This window comes from Burkholderia sp. GW821-FHT14F03, from assembly GCF_058803765.1.
The window spans coordinates 42,742-61,526 of record NZ_JBXAPG010000035.1; the positions used below are offsets into that span (position 1 = coordinate 42,742).

15 protein-coding genes and 1 pseudogene are annotated in these 18,785 nt (G+C 71.2%); 8 read left to right on the plus strand and 8 right to left on the minus strand.

Annotated features, from left to right (window positions below):
* Positions 1-133: 133 nt before the first annotated feature.
* From AC1RQF_RS22765 to ptsP, 3 genes are read right to left on the minus strand one after another with little or no spacing between them, the layout of a single operon-like run.
* Positions 134-1,867 carry a PTS fructose-like transporter subunit IIB gene (locus AC1RQF_RS22765; RefSeq protein ID WP_273997584.1) on the minus strand — a complete coding sequence of 578 codons (1,734 nt, stop codon included), beginning with the start codon at positions 1,865-1,867 and terminating at the stop codon, positions 134-136.
* Between the two features lie 15 nt (positions 1,868-1,882).
* A complete protein-coding gene (gene pfkB, locus AC1RQF_RS22770; protein WP_492873013.1) occupies positions 1,883-2,896 on the minus strand; it encodes a 1-phosphofructokinase in 1,014 nt (337 codons plus the stop codon).
* Complete coding sequence (gene ptsP, locus AC1RQF_RS22775; protein WP_492873014.1) at positions 2,893-5,418, minus strand: phosphoenolpyruvate--protein phosphotransferase; 2,526 nt, start codon at positions 5,416-5,418, stop codon at positions 2,893-2,895. Before ptsP ends, pfkB begins: the two co-directional genes overlap by 4 nt.
* A gap of 225 nt (positions 5,419-5,643) precedes the next feature.
* Between ptsP and AC1RQF_RS22780 the strand changes: the two genes are divergently transcribed.
* The gene (locus AC1RQF_RS22780) at positions 5,644-6,645 is read left to right on the plus strand and encodes a LacI family DNA-binding transcriptional regulator (RefSeq protein WP_273997581.1); all 1,002 of its coding nucleotides are present in this window, start codon (positions 5,644-5,646) and stop codon (positions 6,643-6,645) included.
* A 267-nt stretch (positions 6,646-6,912) separates the two neighbouring features.
* Here AC1RQF_RS22780 and amaB read toward each other — a convergent pair whose 3' ends face one another.
* The 3 genes from amaB to AC1RQF_RS22795 all read right to left on the minus strand — a co-directional run bounded on the left by amaB (position 6,913) and on the right by AC1RQF_RS22795 (position 10,778).
* On the minus strand, positions 6,913-8,424 hold the full coding sequence (gene amaB, locus AC1RQF_RS22785) for an L-piperidine-6-carboxylate dehydrogenase (RefSeq protein WP_273997580.1): 1,512 nt from the start codon (positions 8,422-8,424) through the stop codon (positions 6,913-6,915).
* 111 nt (positions 8,425-8,535) lie between these two features.
* Positions 8,536-9,744, minus strand: a complete 1,209-nt coding sequence (locus tag AC1RQF_RS22790; RefSeq protein WP_492873015.1) for an aminotransferase-like domain-containing protein — start codon at positions 9,742-9,744, stop codon at positions 8,536-8,538.
* Between the two features lie 14 nt (positions 9,745-9,758).
* Positions 9,759-10,778, minus strand: coding sequence for a DUF1338 domain-containing protein (locus tag AC1RQF_RS22795; protein ID WP_492873017.1), 1,020 nt, complete (start codon positions 10,776-10,778; stop codon positions 9,759-9,761).
* A 174-nt stretch (positions 10,779-10,952) separates the two neighbouring features.
* Between AC1RQF_RS22795 and AC1RQF_RS22800 the strand changes: the two genes are divergently transcribed.
* The 3 genes from AC1RQF_RS22800 to AC1RQF_RS22810 all read left to right on the plus strand — a co-directional run bounded on the left by AC1RQF_RS22800 (position 10,953) and on the right by AC1RQF_RS22810 (position 13,575).
* On the plus strand, positions 10,953-11,855 hold the full coding sequence (locus tag AC1RQF_RS22800) for a LysR substrate-binding domain-containing protein (protein WP_492873019.1): 903 nt from the start codon (positions 10,953-10,955) through the stop codon (positions 11,853-11,855).
* A 353-nt stretch (positions 11,856-12,208) separates the two neighbouring features.
* Positions 12,209-12,727, plus strand: coding sequence for a dihydrofolate reductase family protein (locus tag AC1RQF_RS22805; protein WP_492873021.1), 519 nt, complete (start codon positions 12,209-12,211; stop codon positions 12,725-12,727).
* A 155-nt stretch (positions 12,728-12,882) separates the two neighbouring features.
* Positions 12,883-13,575 carry a TetR/AcrR family transcriptional regulator gene (locus tag AC1RQF_RS22810; protein WP_492873022.1) on the plus strand — a complete coding sequence of 231 codons (693 nt, stop codon included), beginning with the start codon at positions 12,883-12,885 and terminating at the stop codon, positions 13,573-13,575.
* 42 nt (positions 13,576-13,617) lie between these two features.
* Here AC1RQF_RS22810 and AC1RQF_RS22815 read toward each other — a convergent pair whose 3' ends face one another.
* Complete coding sequence (locus tag AC1RQF_RS22815) at positions 13,618-14,376, minus strand: DeoR/GlpR family DNA-binding transcription regulator (protein ID WP_273997574.1); 759 nt, start codon at positions 14,374-14,376, stop codon at positions 13,618-13,620.
* Positions 14,377-14,569: 193 nt separating this feature from the next.
* On the opposite strand from AC1RQF_RS22815, the gene AC1RQF_RS22820 reads away from it, so the two are divergent.
* The 4 genes from AC1RQF_RS22820 (at position 14,570) to AC1RQF_RS22835 (ending at position 17,438) form a co-directional block, all read left to right on the plus strand.
* Positions 14,570-14,755, plus strand: a complete 186-nt coding sequence (locus AC1RQF_RS22820) for a hypothetical protein (RefSeq protein ID WP_252984869.1) — start codon at positions 14,570-14,572, stop codon at positions 14,753-14,755.
* Positions 14,756-14,868: 113 nt separating this feature from the next.
* Positions 14,869-15,741: a DMT family transporter gene (locus AC1RQF_RS22825; RefSeq protein ID WP_492873024.1), complete on the plus strand. Its 873-nt coding sequence runs from the start codon at positions 14,869-14,871 to the stop codon at positions 15,739-15,741.
* Between the two features lie 77 nt (positions 15,742-15,818).
* Entirely contained in the window at positions 15,819-16,673 is an 855-nt protein-coding gene (gene nadE, locus AC1RQF_RS22830; protein ID WP_492873026.1) for an NAD(+) synthase, read from the plus strand.
* Between the two features lie 120 nt (positions 16,674-16,793).
* Complete coding sequence (locus AC1RQF_RS22835; protein ID WP_492873028.1) at positions 16,794-17,438, plus strand: glutathione S-transferase family protein; 645 nt, start codon at positions 16,794-16,796, stop codon at positions 17,436-17,438.
* Between the two features lie 296 nt (positions 17,439-17,734).
* On the opposite strand, the pseudogene AC1RQF_RS22840 reads toward AC1RQF_RS22835, so the two are convergent.
* Positions 17,735-18,748 (minus strand): annotated as a pseudogene (locus AC1RQF_RS22840) (TetR/AcrR family transcriptional regulator).
* Between the last annotated feature and the right edge of the window lie 37 nt (positions 18,749-18,785).

An 18,785-nucleotide genomic window follows, 5' to 3' on the forward strand; every position in this document is an offset into this window, starting at 1 on the left:
CAGGCGATCGGTTCCGGCATCGACCCGACTCGACCGGACGACCGGCGCGCCCACGCCGCGGCATGCAAAGACGCACGAGATCGTCGGGAAAACCGCGACGCCCGGCGGAGCGCCGGGCGCATGGGCGAACCGCCTACTTGCGTTTGAACGCCCCCACCGCCACGGCGGTCACGAGCGTGCCGGCGAGGATCGCGACCGCATACAGGCCGAGATGCGAGACCGCATTGGGAATCGGCAGCACGAAGATCCCGCCGTGCGGCACCTTCAGTTCCGCGCCGGCCACCATCGAGATCGCGCCGGCCACCGCCGAACCCGCGACGCAGGCGGGAATGACGCGCATCGGATCGCGCGCGGCGAACGGAATCGCGCCTTCGGTGATGAACGCGATGCCGAGCACCGCGGCCGCATTGCCGGCCTCGCGCTCCTCCGGCGAGAAGCGCGCGCGGAACAGCCAGGTCGCGAGCGCGATGCCGAGCGGCGGCGTCATCCCGGCCGCCATCGTCGCGGCCATCGGCGTGTAGACGTGGCTCGCGATCAGGCCCACGCTGAACGCATACGCGGCCTTGTTGATCGGCCCGCCCATGTCGAACGCCATCATCGCGCCGAGGATCAGCCCGAGCGTGAGCGCGCTGCCCGCCTGCATCGAGCGCAGCCACCCCTCCAGCGCATGCAGCGCCGCGGCCACCGGCGTGCCGACCACGTAGATCATCAGCAAGCCGACGATCAGCGTCGACAGCAGCGGAATGATCAGCACCGGCTTCAAGCCTTCGAGGTTGCGGTGCAGCTTCAGGCGCCGGTTGATCAGCAACGCCGCGTAGCCGGCCAGGAAACCCGATGCGATCCCGCCCAGGAAGCCGGCCCCGAGGCTCGCGGCCAGCATCCCGCCGACCATGCCCGGCGCGATCCCCGGGCGATCCGCGATCGAGTACGCGATATATCCCGACAGCGCCGGCACGATCAGCGCGAACGCCGATTTCGCGCCGATCTGGAACAGCGCCCAGGCGAGCGTGCCCCGGTGCGCGTCGTCGAACGCGTAGATGCCGCCCAGCGCGAACGACAGCGCGATCAGCAAGCCGCCCGCCACCACGAACGGCAGCATGAACGACACGCCCGTCATCAGATGGCGATAGGGTCCGCCCGCCTGCGCCGCGCGCGTCTGCTTGGCCGCCGCCACCTGGTCCGCGAGCGGCCGCGCCGGCGCGTCGCCCTCGACGCGCGCCTCCGCCCAGGCGCGCTCCAGCAGCGCCGCGCCCTTGCCGATCGCGCTCTTGGTGCCGGTTTCGTAAAGCCGCTTGCCGCGAAAGCGGCTCTTGTCGACCTGCGTGTCGGCGGCGATCACCACCAGGTCCGCCGCCGCGATCTGCGCGTCGGTCAGCGGGTTCTGCGCGCCCACCGAGCCCTGCGTCTCCACGTGGATCTCGTGACCGAGCGCCTGGGCGCCCTGCGCAAGCCCCTCCGCCGCCATGAAGGTGTGCGCGATGCCGGTCGGACAGGACGTGACCGCCACGATTTTCAGAACCTTCGGCGGCCTCGCCGAGGTTGCCGGCGTCTCGCGCCGCGCGCTGTCCGCCGCGCGCGCGAGCACCGCGTCCGCCTCGCGGATCGCATCGTCGAGCGTCACCCGCACGATCGTCTTGCCCGCGAACGGCGCGGCGTCGATCGACACGCCCACGTCCGCCGCGATCAGCACCGTGCGCGCCGCCTCGATCTGGGCGGCCGACAACGGCGCCTCCACGCCCAGCGCGCTGCGCGTCTCCAGCGCCAGCGCCGCGCCGCGCGCACGCGCCGCGCGGCTCAACGCCTGCGCCGCCACCACGGGCGCGGCAGCCTGTTCCGGCGCCGCGACGAGTCCTATCATTTTTTCCATTGCCGTTGTCTCCGCCTATCCGGCCCGCTGTATCGCCGCGCCCATCGGCGCGGCCACCGTGTATGTCTCGACTGCCACGCGTTCGGCCAGCGCATCGAGCGCCGTCCGCCCCGGCAGATGCGGCCCCACCCGCGCCAGCTTCGCCGCCGCGATCGCGGTCGCGCGTCGCCCGACCTCGTCCCACGGCCGTCCCTCGACGAGCCCGGCAACGAGCCCCGCGACCAGCGCATCGCCCGCGCCCACCGTGCTCGCCACGGGCACCGCCGGCGGCGTCGCCCGGAACACGCGGCAACGCGCCGCGCCCGCGCCCGGGTCCGCCGTCACGCCCAGCGCGCCGCGCGCGCCCAGCGACACGACCACCCGCGCGATGCCGCGCCCGACCAGTGCGCACGCGGCCTCCAGCACCGCGTCGTCGCTCTCCAGCGCGTGCCCGAGCGCCGCCGCGAGTTCTTCGCGGTTCGGCTTGATCAGATCGGGGAGCGCGTCGGGGCCGGCCGACAGCGCCTCGGCCAGCGGCGCGCCGCTCGTATCGAGCGCGACCTGCGCGCCCGCGCCGCGCAGCGCCGCGATCGCGCGCCGATAGAAACCCGCGTCCACCCCGGGCGGCAGGCTGCCCGCCAGCACGAACCATCGCCCCGGCGCCGCCAGCTCGCGCAGCCGCGCCGCGAGCGCGTCGACCTCGGCCGGCGTCACGCGCGCGGCCGGCAGATTGATGTCCGTGGTTTCGCCGCGCGCCGGATCGACGAGCTTCACGTTGATCCGCGCGCGGCCCACCACCTGCACGAAGCGATCGGTGATGTGCTTGGCCGCGAACAGCGCCTCGAACGCGCCGCGGTCCTCCTCGCCGAGCAGGCCGGTGGCGATGGTCGCAAGGCCGTAGTCGGCGAGGCACGCCGCCACGTTGACGCCCTTGCCGCCCGCGTTCACTTCGAGCGACTCGGCGCGGTTCACCTCGCCCGGCGCCAGGTTCGCCACCCGCACGGTCTGGTCGAGCGCCGGATGCGGCGTCACGGTCACGACGGTCTTCATGCGGCCGCCCGGATGTCCGCGCCGTCCAGCGCCCGCACCGCATCGGCGTCCGCGCATGCGAGCGCGCGCTCGGCGAGCGCCTGCAACGCATCGAGGCGTGCGCCGCGCAGCCGCGTCTTCACGGCCGGGATGTCGCGCGCGCTCATCGACAGCTCGTCGACCCCGAGCCCCGCGAGAATCGACGCGCCGAGCGGCTCGCCCGCCAGCCCGCCGCACACGCCGACCCACTTGCGATGACGGCGCGCGCCGTCCACCGTCTGCCGGATCATGCGCAGGACAGCGGGATGCAGGCTTTCGGCCATGCGCGCCAGCTCCGGATGCTCGCGGTCGATCGCGAGCACGTACTGCGTGAGATCGTTGGTGCCGATCGAGAAGAAATCCACGAGCGCCGCGAAGTGATCGGCGAGCGCGGCCGCCGAGGGCGTCTCCACCATGATGCCGAGCGGCACCTTCGGCGCGTCGAGTTCGGCGCGCACATGCTCGGCCAGTTCGAGCGCCTGGCGCGCTTCGTCCAGCGTCGACACCATCGGGAACATGATCCACAGCGGCCCCGTCCCGGCCGCACGGTAGAGCGCGCGCAGCTGCGGCACGAACAGATCCGGCCGGCGCAGGCACAGCCGCACGCCGCGCACGCCGAGGAACGGGTTCGCCTCCTCGGGCAGGTTCAGATAAGGCACCTGCTTGTCGCCGCCGATGTCGAGCGTGCGGATGATCAGCCGCCGGCCGCCGCTCGCGGCAACCATGCGCCGGTAGCAGTCGAACTGCTCGTCCTCGTCCGGCGCATGGTCGCGCTCCAGGAACAGGAACTCGGTGCGCATCAGGCCGACGCCGTCCGCGCCGCTGTCCAGCGCGTCGCGCACCTGGTCGGGACGGGTCAGGTTCGCGCCGATCTCCAGCACATGACCGTCGAGCGTCGTCGCCGGCAGCGCGCGGCTCGCGGCCGCGCGGCGCGCGTCCTCCAGCAACTGGGCCTGCACCTGCCGCGCCCGCGCGAGATCCTGCGCGGACACGCCCACGTACAGCCGTCCGGCCGCGCCGTCCAGCACCGCGTCCGCGCCGTCGGCCACCGTCATCAGCGCGGCGCCGCACGCGACCGCCGCCGGCACGCCGAGCGTGCGCGCGAGGATCGCCGTATGCGAGGTCGGGCCGCCCGACACCGTGCAGAAACCCAGCGTGACGGCACGATCGAGGCGTGCGGTGTCGGACGGCGTCAGATCCTCCGCGATCAGGATCGACGGCCGCGCCGTATCGGGCAGCGACGAGGCCGCGCCCGCCACGCCGAGCTGCGCGAGCACGCGGCGCGCGACGTCGCGCAGGTCGATCGCGCGCGCCGCGAGCAGCGGATCGGGCAGCGCCGCGAGCCGCGCAGCCTGCTGCTCCGCGGCCTGGTGCCACGCCCACGCGAGCCCGTGCCCGTCGAGCAGCCGGCGCGCGGTCTCCGCGAGCAGCTCGGGATCGTCGAGCAGCGCGCGCTGCGCGCCGAAGATCTCGCCTTCCGCCGCGCCCAGACGCGCGGCCGTGTCGCGCGCGAGCGCATCGAGCTCCTGGCCGGTCGCGCGCAGCGCACGGTCGAGCGCACGCGTCGCTTCGAGCGTATCGCCCGGCACGTCGTCGACCTGGAGCCGCGCGCCGCGCAGCACGCGCACCGGCCCGACCACGAAGCCCGGGCCCGCGCCGACGCCGCCGATCACGGTCGCCGCGCCCTGCGGGGTCCACGCCGGCGGCGCCGGCTCACGACGCGCCTTCGCGGCGGCCGCGCGCGCGTGCTCCTCGGCCGCCAGCGAGGCAATCGTGCGCGTCAGCGCGGCGAGTGCATCGGCCGCGTCCACGCCCTGCGCGGACACGACCAGCTGCGCGCCCGCCGTCGCGCCGAGTTGCAGCAGGCTCACGAGGTTCTTCGGATCGGCGGCCGTCGCGCCATGCCGCACGCGCAGCGCGGCCTGGAAACGCTTCGCGGTGCCCACCCACGCGCTCGCGGGCCGCGCATGCAGCCCGTGCGGATAGTCGAGCGTCAGTTCGGCGCGCTCCGCATAATCGGCCGGCGTCGCCGCGACGATCGCAGGCGCGGGCGCGGCGGCATCGGTCGCGGCCGTCGCGCCGTTCAGCGCGTCGACCACCTGTCGCGGATCGTGCGCATCCAGCAGCGCATCGAGCCGGCCCGGTTCGCCGATCAGGCGCGTGAGGCGTTGCAGCAGCGCGATATGCTCGTCGGACTGGGCGGCGATCGCAACGATGAGACGGGCGCGTTCGCCGTCGTGCCATTCGACGCCCTCCGGCACCTGCAGCACCGCGATCGCGGTGCGGCGGATCAGGTGGCGATCGGCCTGCAGGCCGTGCGGGATCGCGACGCCCTGGCCCAGGTAGGTGTTCGACACCTGTTCGCGCCCGAGCAGGCTGTCGACATAGCCGGGCTCGATCGCGCCCGCCGCCACGAGCAACGCCCCGGCCTCGGCGATCGCCTCGTATTTCGAGCGAGGCTCGGCGCCGAGCCGGACTTGCTCCGCAGTCAGCAACATCGACATCGCGTCTCCTGGATTCGAATCGTTGGAATGTGCGTATTGAAATCGATACCACTTTTTCAGTCAAGCGCGCCCTAAATCGCAAAATCCCGTGTCGGCGGGCCACCCGCCCTGTAAAATGGCGGCTTGCGCCCGATGGCGCGTGGTCGTGGGTCTGGCTGACCGGCGCATGATCTCGCACCAGACTCAGGGTAAGTACCGATCAGAAAAGAAATCGATTCCACTGCCATGACCCTACGCATCAAGGATGTCGCGGAAGCGGCGGGCGTGTCCGTCACGACGGTCTCGCGCGTGCTGTCGAACAACGGTCCCGTGAAAGACGCGGTGCGTCGGCGCGTGCTGGAGGTGATCGAGCGGCTGGACTACCGGCCGAACGCGGCCGCGCGGCGGCTGCGTTCGGGCGACACCGCGACCATCGGCCTGCTCGTGTCGGACGTGCGCAATCCGTTCTTCACGGAGGTGAGCCGCGCGGTGGAGGACGCCGCGTACCGGCAGGGGATGCGCGTGATTCTCTGCAACACCGACGAGAACCCGGAAAAAGAGGCGATGTACCTGCGCCTGATGGAAAGCGAACGCGTGACGGGCGTCATCTACTCGCCGACCCACGACGCCGCGCAGCGCTTCGACGCGCGCGCGCATGCGTTCCCGGTCGTGATGATCGACCGGGCCGGCCCCGCGGGCGCGGCGGATGCGGTCACGCTCGACAACCGCGACGCCGCGACGCGCCTCGTCGAACATCTGGTCGCGCGCGGCTACCGGCGCATCGCCGGCCTGTTCGGCAATGCGAGCACGACGGGCCGCGAGCGGCACGCGGGCTGCATGGACGCGCTGCGCCGCCACGGCCTCGACGCCGCCGTGGAATTCGTCGAGCCGCATCCGGAAGCCGCGCATGCGCGGGTGGCCGCATGGCTCGCGGCTGCGCCCGGGGCGCGGCCCGACGCGCTCGTCGCGAGCAACGGCCTGCTGCTGCTCGGCGCCTACCGCGCGCTGCGCGAGCACGGCGTGCGCGTGCCCGACGACATCGCGCTCGCCGGCTTCGACAATGATGCGTGGACGGAACTGGTCACCCCGGGGGTGACGGTGATCGCGCAGCCGGTCTACGAGATCGGCAAGAACGCGATGCAGTTGCTGATGCAACGGCTCGCGGATCGGACGATGTCGGCGCGCACGCTGGTGCTGCCGGGTGAACTCGTGGTGCGCGGCTCGACGGCGGCGCGCACCGCCGCGTAGGCGGCCGGGCGCGCGGCCCGGCCCGATGCGGCCCGCCGGCCCACGAGGTCGGCAGGCAGGCGATGCGGCTGCGGATGCAACGACGCGCGGATCCGGTGATGAAGGCGGCCGGGCGCGCGGCCCGATGCGGCCCGCCGGCCCACAAGGTCGGCAGGCAGGCGATGCGGTTGCGGATGCAACGACGCGCGGATCCGGCGATGAAGGCGGCCGGGCGCGCGGCCCGATGCGATGCGGACGAACGCGGCGCCAGGCCGCGCCGTTCGGCGCTTACACGTCGAACTTCACGCCTTGCGCGAGCGGCAGCTCGCGGCTGTAGTTGATCGTGTTGGTCGCGCGGCGCATGTAGCTCTTCCACGCATCGGAGCCCGATTCGCGGCCGCCGCCCGTTTCCTTCTCGCCGCCGAACGCGCCGCCGATCTCCGCGCCGCTCGTGCCGATGTTCACGTTGACGATCCCGCAATCGCTGCCCGCGCCCGACATGAATTGCTCGGCCTCGCGCACGTCGTTCGTGAAGATCGACGACGACAACCCCTGCGGCACCGCATTGTGCACCGCGAGCGCGTCGGCGAACTCATCGTAGACCAGCACGTACAGGATCGGCGCGAAAGTCTCGCGCTCCACGACGGCGCTCTGCGCGGGCATCCGCACAAGGGCAGGCCGCACGTAGTACGCATCCGCATGGCCGAGATCGACGCGCTCGCCGCCCAGCACCGTGCCGCCCTGCTCGCGCGCGTCGGCCAGCGCCTTTTGCATCGCATCGAACGACGCGCGATCGACGAGCGGCCCGACCAGCGTGCCCGCCTCGAGCGGATTGCCGACCGTCACGCTCGCGAACGCCTTTTCGAGGCGCGGCAGCAGCTGGTCCGCCACGCTGCGATGGACGATCAGCCGGCGCAGCGTGGTGCAGCGCTGGCCCGCCGTGCCGACCGCCGAGAACGTCACGGCGCGCACCACGAGATCGAGATCCGCGCTCGGCGCGACGATCATGCCGTTGTTGCCGCCGAGTTCGAGGATGCTGCGCGCGAGCCGCGCGCTCAACACCTTCGCGACCTCGATCCCCATCCGCACGCTGCCCGTCGCGCTGACGAGCGGCACCTTCGGCGACGTGCTCAGCACCTCGCCGACCTCGCGCGCGCCGAGCACGAGCTGGCTCAGCCCCGCGGGCGCGACGCCCGGGTGGGTCTTCTCGAATTCGTGCAGCGCCTTGGCGAACAGCGTGTGGCATGCGATCGCGGTCAACGGGGTCTTTTCCGACGGCTTCCACACGACCGAGTCGCCGCACACGAACGCGAGCGCCGCGTTCCACGACCACACCGCGACCGGGAAATTGAACGCCGAGATCACGCCGCACACGCCGAGCGGATGCCAGGTCTCCATCATGCGGTGGCCGGGCCGCTCGGAGGCAATCGTCAGGCCGTACAGCTGGCGCGACAGACCGACCGCGAAATCGCAGATGTCGATCATTTCCTGCACCTCGCCCAGCCCCTCGGACGCGATCTTGCCCGCCTCCAGCGTGACGAGGCGGCCGAGCGCCGCCTTGTGCTCGCGCAGCACGTTGCCGAACACGCGCACCAGTTCGCCGCGCACCGGCGCGGGCACCGAGCGCCACTTGAGGAACGCCGCGTGCGCGGCGTCGATCTTGCGCTCGGCGTCGGCCGCGCTGTCGACGGCGAGCGTCGCGAGCGTCGCGCCGTCGAGCGGCGAACGCGCGGTCAGCGCGCTGCCCCGCCACTGGCCAAGATCGATGTCGAGCGCCGCGAGAATGTCGTTGAATTGCATCACTTCCTCTTGAGGGACAGGTTGATCGGTGCGGCTGCGCCGCTTGGGTTGATCGATTGAAACGCGTTCGCGCGCGGCATGCAAGCCGCGCGGGCGGCTCGGCCGCCCACGCTAACGCACCGCCAATGCCGCGCGCAGGCGCCGCACGCCTTCGAAAATCTCCGCCTCGCCCGCCGCGGCGAACGACAGCCGCAGCGTGGCCGGATCCGCGTCGCATGCGTAGAACGCGCTGCCGGGCACGTACATCACGTTGTGCTCGAGCGCGCGCTTGAGCACCTCGGCCGCGTCGCGGCCGCCCGTCAGCCGCGCCCAGACGAACATGCCGCCCGACGGCGCGCTCCACGTGATGTCGTCCGCGAGGAACGCCTGCAGCGCACGCATCATCGCATCGCAACGGCCGCCGTAGGCGCGCGCGATCGTGCGCAGGTGGCCGGCGAGCCGGCCGCTGTCGAGATAGCGGCGCACCGCCTCCTGCGCGACGGGCGCGGTGCACAGGTCGCTCGTCTGCTTGGCCACCGTCATCCGGCGCGCGATCGCGGCCGGCGCGACGGCCCAGCCGATCCGCAAGCCCGGCGCGACGATCTTCGACAGGCTGCCCAGATAGACCGTCCAGTCCGCCGCGCCCGCGCAGGCGAGGATCGGCGCCAGCGGCTCGCCCGCGAAGCGCAGGTCCGCGTAGGGATCGTCCTCGACCAGCACGAAGCGATGTTCCTGCGCGAGCCGCGCGAGCGCCGCGCGGCGCTCGGCGGGCAAGGTCGCGCCGGTCGGGTTCGCGAAGGTCGGCACCGTGTACAGCAGCTTCGGACGCGGCCGCGCAGCCGGCCACGCGGCCAGTTGCGCGTGCAGCGCATCGGCGTCGATGCCGTGCGCGTCGGTCGCGACCGGCACGATCGTCGCGCCCGCGAGGCGCAGCGCCTGCAGCGCGGCCGGATAGGCGGGCGCCTCGACCAGCGCGGCGTCGCCCGGCTCGATCAGCGTGCGCAGCAGCAGGTCGAAGCCTTGCTGCGAACCAGTCGTGACCAGCACCTGATCCGGCTCGCAGGACACGCCGCGCATCTGCGTCATCCACTCGGCCAGCGCACGGCGCAGGCCCGGCGCGCCGGCGGTGTCGCCGTACTGCAGGCACGCGAGCGGATCGTCGCGACAGGCGTCGGCCAGCGCGGCCGCGATGCCCTCGCGGTCGAACAGGTCGGGCGACGGATAGCCGCCCGCGAACGAAATCATGCCGGGCTTGCCCAGATGCCGGAACAGCTCGCGGATCGGCGAGCCCTGCGGATCGGCGAACGGCGCGGCGAACGGATATTCGATGGCGGCCTGCATGTGGCTCCCCGTGCTCAGGCGGCGGCCGTCATCTTGAAGATGCCGGTCGCATTGCCCGCGTCGAAACCGAGATCGAGCGTCGTGCGGCCGGTTGCGCCGTCCTCGACCTGATCGCGGGTGATGAATTCATAGAAGGAGCCCGGCACCTCGCGCTCGACCCGCGCGCCGGCCGCATCCACGAAGGCGCGCAGCACGGGGTCCGCGCGGAATGCGGTTTGCCGCACGCGACCCGACTTCGACACCTCGACCACCGCCTTGATCGGCCGCCCGAGCGCGCGCTGCGCGTCGGCCACCGCGTCCACGTCGGCGACCCGGTCGGTCGCGTGGTTGAACGCGTTGCCCTCGGTCGCGATCCAGGCCATTTCCGCCGACTCGGCGCGCAGCGTCTCGTAGTCCGAAAGCCTCGGCGTCGCATGCTGGCGAGCGAAGCAGCGCACCAGCACCGGCAGCAGCGCGCATGCGTCGGCGAGCGGCAGCCACGCGTCGCGCTCCAGCTCGGCGAGCGTCGCGACGGCGTGCGGCGTCAGCGGATCGGCCGAGCTGTCGAGCACCCGCGTGGCCGCCTGCTGGAACGCGCCGCTGAAGCGCTCGGGATGCAGCTCGCTGACGAAGTACTGGGCAATCTGGTCGGGCGCGTCGAGGTGCGCGTAGGAGCGGCCCGTCATCTTCAGGCGATCGAGCGGATAGGTGCCGTTCAGCCGATAGCCGAGCGGACGCAGGATGCGCGTGAACGCGGCCTCGCCGGGCGGCAGCGCGCCGCACGACGGCCAGCGCACGGTGCGCAGCGCGCCGTGGTCGAACGTGACGCGGCCGCCGGTGCGCGCCACGTCGTCGGTGTAGGCGCGGCCCGTCGGCACCCGTTCGAGCAGGTCCGCGAACAAGGCCATGTTGAGCGCCTGCGCGAGTTCCGCGCGCGTCACCACCCCGGGCTCGCCGCGCGAAAACAGTGCGGGAACATGCATGAGCCGCATCAATGCGTCGATGGCGCGTGCGTCGCGAACCGAGGCGAGCAGGACGGCGAGATTGTCGTTCATCGGGATTTCCGGGGCGTTTCGGCTGTTTCCGGCATCCGGTCGGCCGAAAAACAGGCAATGAAAAAAATAATCGGGGCCATTTTCGATGCGCCAGAACTCGCCGGCAACTGATATAAACTCACCAGTTCATTCCTAAAACTCACCAACCTAGGCCGAACGCGGCCGTTCTTCCCGATGCGAAAAGGCATTCCGAATCTTGCGGCGCTGCAGATCTTCGAGGCCGCGGCGCACCACGAAAGCTTCACCCGCGCGGCGGATGCGCTTGCGCTCACGCAGAGCGCGGTGAGCCGGCAGATGACGGCGCTGGAGGAACGGCTCGGCGTCGCATTGTTCCTGAGAATCAAGAAGCGGGTGGTGCTGACGCCGCACGGCCGCCATTACGCGGCGCTCGTGCGCAAGAACCTCGAACGGATCGAGCGCGACACGCTGGAGTTGATGGCGCAGCGCGGCATCGGCGCGACGCTCGAACTGGCGGTCGTGCCGACCTTCGCGAGCCAATGGCTGATTCCGCGCCTGCCGCAGTTCCGCGCGCGGCGGCCCGACATCACGGTCAACCTGTCCGCGCGCACCGAGGCCTTCCTGTTCAGCGACTCGCCGTTCGACGCGGCGATCTACTTCGGCCATGCGGTCTGGCCCGGCACGCGCGGCCGGCTGCTGTTCCAGGAAGGCGAGATGGTGCCGGTCTGTCATCCGGCGCTGCTGTCGGCCGGCGCGCCGCTCGCGCGCGACGCGCTGCTGGAGCTGCCGCTGCTGCACCTGTCGACGCGCGCGGACGCCTGGCGCGACTGGTTCCGCGCGCACGGCCTCGAACACGACGTGCGCGCGGTGCGCGGCCCGCGCTACGAGCTGTTCACGATGCTGTCGGCGGCCGCGCATGCGGGGCTGGGGGTGGCGCTGATGCCCGCGCTGCTGGTCGCGGACGAACTGGCGTCGGGACGGCTCGCGGCGGCGTCGACGCTGCGGCTCGCGAGCGACGCCGGGTACTACCTCGTCGCGCCGGACGCGACGGCGGACAGCGAGCCGTTCGCCGCCCTGGCCGAGTGGCTGGACAGCGTGGCGCCGGCGGAGGCGGCGTGACGCGGCGGGAACGGCAAGCGTCTCGGCGGGGCGCAGGGGCAACGCCTCGTTCATGAATGCCACAGGGGCGACCATTGCCGCCCCCGAGCGGACATTCAGCCGGCGCTCGGCGAATCACGTCCGCCGGCCCGAACAGCAGGCGCGCTTTCCATCGACGACCGATTCCTGAACAGGTCGCAGCGCAAGCGCGCGTTCACGACAGCGCGCCCCTGGCTCGCCGCGACGGATGCTTCGTCATCCTTGAAGCTTCCGCGCTGCTCGACTATCTTTCGAGAGAAAAAACGGTGCATCCAACCCAGCGGGATCGCATCGGAAATCCCTCGCCCGTCATCAAGCCAAGCAGGAATCGAACCATGATCTCGGTCTTCGTCGGCACCAGCCTCGACGGATTCCTCGCCCGGCCGGACGGCGCGTACGACTTCCTGCCGGCGGACGGCGGCGAGCCCCACGGGTATGAGGAATTCATGGCGGGCATCGATACGGTCGTCATCGGACGCAAGACGTTCGAGACCGTTCTGGCGCTTCCGTCATGGCCCTACGAGAAAAAACGCTCCGTCATTTTGAGTAGCCATCCTATCGATCTGTCCGCCGTGCAGGGAAAGGCGATCGAGACGATGAGCGGGCCGCCCGCCGGGATCATCGAAACACTCACGGCCACCGGGTCGCGCGATTTCTACATCGACGGCGGCCTGACCATCCAGGCATTCATTCGCGCGGGCCTCATCGAGCGGCTCGTGGTCACGCGGGTGCCGGTGCTGATCGGCTCGGGCAGGCCCTTGTTCGGCGCGATACCCGGCGACATCCGGCTCCGGCATGTGGCCACCCGCCAGTATCCCAGCGGACTGGTGAGCAGCGAGTATCGATTCGACTGAAGACGCCCGATGATCGCCCGGATTCGGCGCGCCCCGCCTCCAGCACGGCGCGGCGCGCCCGTCCAATCAGGGTTTCCTAGAGGATCCGGCCCACCCGGACGGCACTTTTCCACATGCTAGAATGCGCCGTCCATGCTGCCGCCCGAACCCACACAATGAAACCAGGAAGCAAGGCTGCCGCGTCGGAGAACCGCGAGCCGCCCACCGCCGGCGCACGCCGCGACGACACACGTCGCAAGTACGATCCCGAAGAGACCAAGCGCAACATCCTCGACGTCGCCACGCAGGAATTCTCCGCGATGGGGCTCGCGGGCGCGCGCGTCGACGCGATCGCCGAGCGCACGAACACGACCAAGCGCATGCTGTACTACTACTTCGACAGCAAGGAAGGCTTGTACGAGGCCGTGCTCGAAAAAGTCTACGGAGACATCCGCGCGCTCGAACTGGAGCTGAACATCGGCGAGCTGGAGCCGGTCGCGGGGCTGCGTCGGCTCGTGGAATTCACGTTCGACTACCACGACAAGCATCGCGATTTCGTGCGCCTCGTCTCGATCGAGAACACCCACGGCGCGAAGTATCTCGAACAGCTGAAATCGTTCAAGAACCGCAACGTCAGCATCATCAAGACGATCGAGGAACTGCTCGCGCGCGGCGTCGCGAGCGGCGCGTTCCGCGACGACGTCGATCCCTACGACCTGCACCTGCTGATCAGCTCGTTCTGTTTCCACCGCGTGTCGAACCGCTACACGTTCGGCGCCGCGTTCGGCCGCGATCCGTCGGCCCCGCGCCTGCGGGTCCGCCATCGCGCGACGATCTGCGACGCGGTGCTGCGCTTCGTATCCTGCTGAACGACCCGGAACACGCGCGCGCCCCGCTCCGCGCGGCCGCGCTCAGCCGCAGACGATCAATTCGAGGCCGCGCGCCGCGAGCGCGCGCCGCATCGCCTTGTCGGGCGCGCGGTCGGTGACCAGATAGCGGGCGGCTTCGACGCCGTTGATCCGCACCGGCGTCACGCGGCCGAACTTCGAATGGTCGGCGACCACCACCACGGTGCCGGCCGCGGCCAGCATCCGGCTGCGCACTTCCGCCGCGAGCCGCGAGTAATCGGTGAGATCGCCGTCGGGCGTGACGCCGCCCGCGCCAACGAACGCGAAATCGACGTTGTACTGCGCCAGCTGCTGGATCGTATCGAGCCCGAAGGTCGCATCCTCGTCGTCGGACAATTCGCCGCCCAGCAGCGTCACGCGGTTTTCATTGCGGCGCGCGAGCACGAAGGCGATCCGCCAGTCGTTCGTATAGACGGTCAGGCGGTGACGGTCGGCCAGCGCGAGCGCCACCGCGTGCGTCGTGCTGCCCGAATCGAGCAGCACCGACGCGCCGTCCGGCACGAAGGTCGCCGCGCGTCGGCCGATCACCTGCTTCGCGCCCGCGTGCGCGGCCTCGCGCTCGGACAGGCTCGGCTCGCGCCGGTCGGCGGCCAGCGCGCCGCCATGCGTCATCACCAGCAGGCCGCGCGCGGCGAGCGCGTTGAGATCGCGGCGGATCGTCTCGCGCGACACATCGAGCGTGCGGACGAGTTCCGCGACCGACAGCGCGCCAGTCTTGCCGAGTTCGGACAGGATGTATTGATGTCGTTGTTCTGCGAGCATTGCGGCGAAGCGCCGGCCCGGATGGCCGGCGAAATGAGGGCGGCCTATTGTAGTACGGGTGTTTGAAGCGCATGTGTCAGGCGCGCCCGATCGCAGCGGCATCGTCAATGGTGTATTTCCTCCCATGCGCGAATCGCCGGTGCGTCGGGTTGCTACACTCGCCGTCTGACCGAACGCCACCGACGAGGAAAAGATGTATCGCAAAGGCACCGTGCTCGAAATCCAGTTCCCGCCGGAGCGGCTCAACGACGCCGCCGGCGATCCGTACTGGATCGACCTCACCCTGGACGAGGCGCGCCGCCTGCACCAGCTGCTGAGCGCCCGGCTCGCGACCGACGCCAGCGCGAACCAGCCGCTCGACACCTTCTCGATCGAGTAAGCGGCCCCGCGCCGCCCGCGCGGCGCGTGCAGTTTTCGACAAGACGACGGATGCGGCGCGCACCATACTGCGCTTCCGCTTCCTTTCGCCGGCCCGCGTCCGGCCGTGTCCGCATGCTCGCTTCCGTGTTCGCCGCGACCTTCGTCGCGCTCTGGTCGACCGGCTTCATCGTCGCTCGCGCCATCAAGCCCCACGCCGATCCGAATCTCTACCTGCTCGCCCGTTTCGCCGGCACCGCGCTGCTGTACGCCGGCGTCGCGCTCGCCGCGCGCGCACGCTGGCCGGCCGGCCGCGAGTGGGGCCGCCACCTGCTCGCGGGCGCGCTGCTGCAAGGGGTGTATCTCGGCGCGAGCTACTGGGCCGTCGCGCAAGGCCTCAACGCGGGCGTGATGGCGCTGCTGGGCGCGCTGCAGCCGCTCGCGACCGCGGTGCTGGCAGTGCCCTGCTTCGGCGAGAAGCTGCCCGCGCGCGGCTGGTTCGGCATGGCGCTCGGCCTCGCCGGCGTGGCGCTGGTGCTCGCCCCGCGACTCGCCGCGCCGGGCGCCGCCGCGCCGGGCGCCGTCTCCGCGGCGATGGTGGTCGCGGTGGCCGTGCTCGCGGTCGCGTCGATCACGGCCGGCTCTCTCTACCAGAAAAGCTCGCTCGCGCAGACCGATCTGCGCAGCGCGGTCGCCGTGCAGAATGCCGGCGCGGCGCTCGTCGCGGCCGCGTTCGCGCTGCTGCTCGGCGAGACCCGCTGGGACAACGCGCCCGGGCTGTGGCTCTCGCTCGGTTGGGGCATCGTGATGCTGTCGGGGCTCGCCGTCACGCTGCTGATGTGGATGCTGCGGCGCGGCAACGCGGCGCGCGCGACCTCGCTGCTGTTCCTCGCGCCGCCGCTGGCCGCCCTGCAGGGTTACCTGCTGTTCGGCGAAACGCTCGCGCCGGTGCAGCTCGGCGGCTTCGCGCTCGCGCTGGCGGGGGTCTTGCTCGCGCGCAAGGCGTGACCCCCGCGGCTCGCGACGGCCGCGCGCGATTGCGCTTATGATGACGCGCTGCAACCCGACCATCCCGGAGCCCGCTCATGTCCCATCCCGACCCCGCCGCCCGCCAGCGCGCGATCGCCGCCGAGCTGCGCGTCGCCGCGCAGTTCGACGCCCGCGGCGAAGCCGCGCGCCGGGTGACCTTCCTCGCCGACTACCTGCGCTCGACCGGCCTGCGCACCTATGTGCTGGGCATCAGCGGCGGCGTCGATTCGTCGACGGCCGGCCGCCTCGCGCAGCTGGCCGTCGAGCAGTTGCGCGCGCAGGGCTGCGACGCGCGCTTCGTCGCCATGCGCCTGCCCTATGGCGTGCAGCGCGATGAAGCCGACGCGCAGCGCGCACTGGCGTTCGTGCGCGCCGACGAGACGCTGACGATCGACATCCGGCCGGCCGCCGACGCGATGCTCGCGGCGCTCTCGGCCGGCGACCTGGGCTTTCGCGACGACGCGCAGCAGGACTTCGTGCACGGCAACATCAAGGCGCGGCAGCGGATGATCGCGCAGTACGCGGCGGCTGGCGCGCGGCAAGGCATCGTGATCGGCACCGATCACGCGGCGGAATCGCTGATGGGCTTCTTCACCAAGTTCGGCGACGGCGGCGCCGACGTGCTGCCGCTCGCCGGCCTCAACAAGCGCCGGGTGCGCGAGATCGCGCGAGCGCTCGGCGCCGACGAGGCGCTCGTGATGAAAGTGCCGACCGCCGACCTGGAGGCGTTGCGCCCGCAATTGCCGGACGAGCATGCCTACGGCATCGGCTACGACCAGATCGACGACTACCTCGAAGGCAAGACAGTCGAGCCGCACGTCCACGAGACGGTGCGGCGCTTCTACGACGCGACGCATCACAAGCGCGCGCTGCCTTACACGCCGTTCGACTGGCCGGGCGCCAAGGACTGAGCGAACGCACCCGCATCGCCCGACCGCGCCCCGCACGAACCGTCCCTCGACGGCGCGGGAACTTGCTACCATCGCCGCTCCGCCTCACCCCATTCCCATCCGAATTCACGGAGCCGCAGCATGAGTTACCTCCTGTACTACTCGCCGGGCGCGGCGAGCATGGCTGTCCACTGGATGTTGATCGAACTGGGCGTGCCGTTCGAGACGCAGCTCGTCGACATCGAGACCGGCGCGCAGCGCTCCCCCGACTACCTGCGCCTGAATCCGTCGGGCCGCGTGCCGACGCTCATGGTCGACGGCGTGCCCCATGCCGAATCGGCCGCGTTGCTGATGCTGCTGGCCGAGCGCCATCCGGAAGGCGGTCTCGCGCCTGCGCCGGGCACGCCGGAACGCGCGGCATGGTACGAGCAGATGATCTACTTCGCGAACGCGCTGCTGCCGGCGATGCGCAACTGGTTCTTCGCGGAAGCCGACGGCGATCCGGCCCACGCCGATGCGGTGCGGGCCTTCTCGGAGCAGCAGATCGAAGACATCATGACGCGGCTCGACGCGCGGCTCGGCGACGGCCGCCTCTATCTGATCGGCGAGCGCCTGAGCACGGCCGATCTCCTCGCGGTGATGCTGCTGCGCTGGACCCGCAACATGCCGCGCCCCGCGACCACGTGGCCGCATCTCACGCGCTACATCGAGCAGATGCGCGCGCGGCCGTCCTTCATCGAGCTGAATGCGCGCGAAGGCCTGACGGAGTGGCTGAACCCGGCGTAAACGAACGCGCCGCGCGTGCGCCCGCCGACGGGCCGCGCGCGGCCCGTCGGCATATTCCCGCCAAGAAGCACGCCGCATCGGGACCGCATGGTTGCCCGGGCAACGACATCGCCGCCGGTATCGCTCCCCTGCCGCGTCGCGCCACGCGCGCCGCCCGACCGCACCCGCACCAGGGAATTAGCGATGCGCGCGCTCAACGCGCGCTACCATGCCGCGTTCCCTTCACGAGCCCCGCATCATGAATCCCCTGTTCCGTTATGTCGGCGCCATTCACGGCCAGGCTCGCGACGTCGCGATCACGCGGCACGACACGACTCAGGTGCGCTGGCACGACGACGGCTACGACATGCACCGCGTCGAGACGCTCTACACGTTCGACGACGGCGCGGTGATCCGGCGCGCGGTGGAGCAGGAGCAGGAGCAGGCGCCGCGCGACCTGGCGGCGCCTGCGTGCGCCGAATGCTGGATCGACTACGAGGTGCTCGTCCATCCGGACGGCCGGCCGATCGCGCCGCCGCGCCAGCGTTTCGACAACGCCTGCCGCGAAATCTTCTGGCTGCGCTATCACGACGCATGACGCGCGCCCTGCGTGCGCCAGCTGCTGCGCTGACGCACGACGACGCCCCGCGCCGCGGCATCGCGCCGCCGGCGCGGCGCAGCCCATCCGCGCCCGCGCATCAAGGCGTCGGCTGCGCCTCGTCGAGCGTCGCCTTGATCAACGCCCGGCTCATCCAGTCGACGACTTCGCGGAACGCCGCGTTGTCGAGCCCCCAGATATCCTTGAGCACGACCATCGCCTCGGTGCCATAGACGAGCGAAAGCGCCTGCGCGAGCCGCGCGGCCGCTTCCGGCGCGACGGCCTCGTCCTTCAGCGGCTCGACGGCGAGCGTCAGCAGGCGCCGGCGGTTGCCGCGCTGATACTTGGGTTCGTCGGACGCGCGCTGCGCGCGTTCGTTGGCCCATTGCGCGAGCGCCACCTGCAGCGCCGCGCGCAGTGCGCCCTCGTGCTGCTGCATGCGCGGATACGCAAAATCGAGCAGTTCGTCGACGCGCGCCTGCACCGACTGCCCGGTGGGCCGCCATTGCAGCACCGGCCCGAGGACCGTATCGACGACCGTGCTGACGAGCGCCGCCTGCGACGGGAAATAACGGTACGCGGTGGCGCGCGACACGCCCGCCGCGGCGGCCAATTCGGTGATGGAAGGGAACCACCCTTGCTCCAGCAGCGTCAGTGCGGTATTGAGCAATAACTCACGCGTCTGCAGCCGAACGCCGGACAAAGTTTCGGAAGAATCTGCGGAAATTGACATGGATGCGGTCGATTCGATGAGACGATAGTCTCATTTG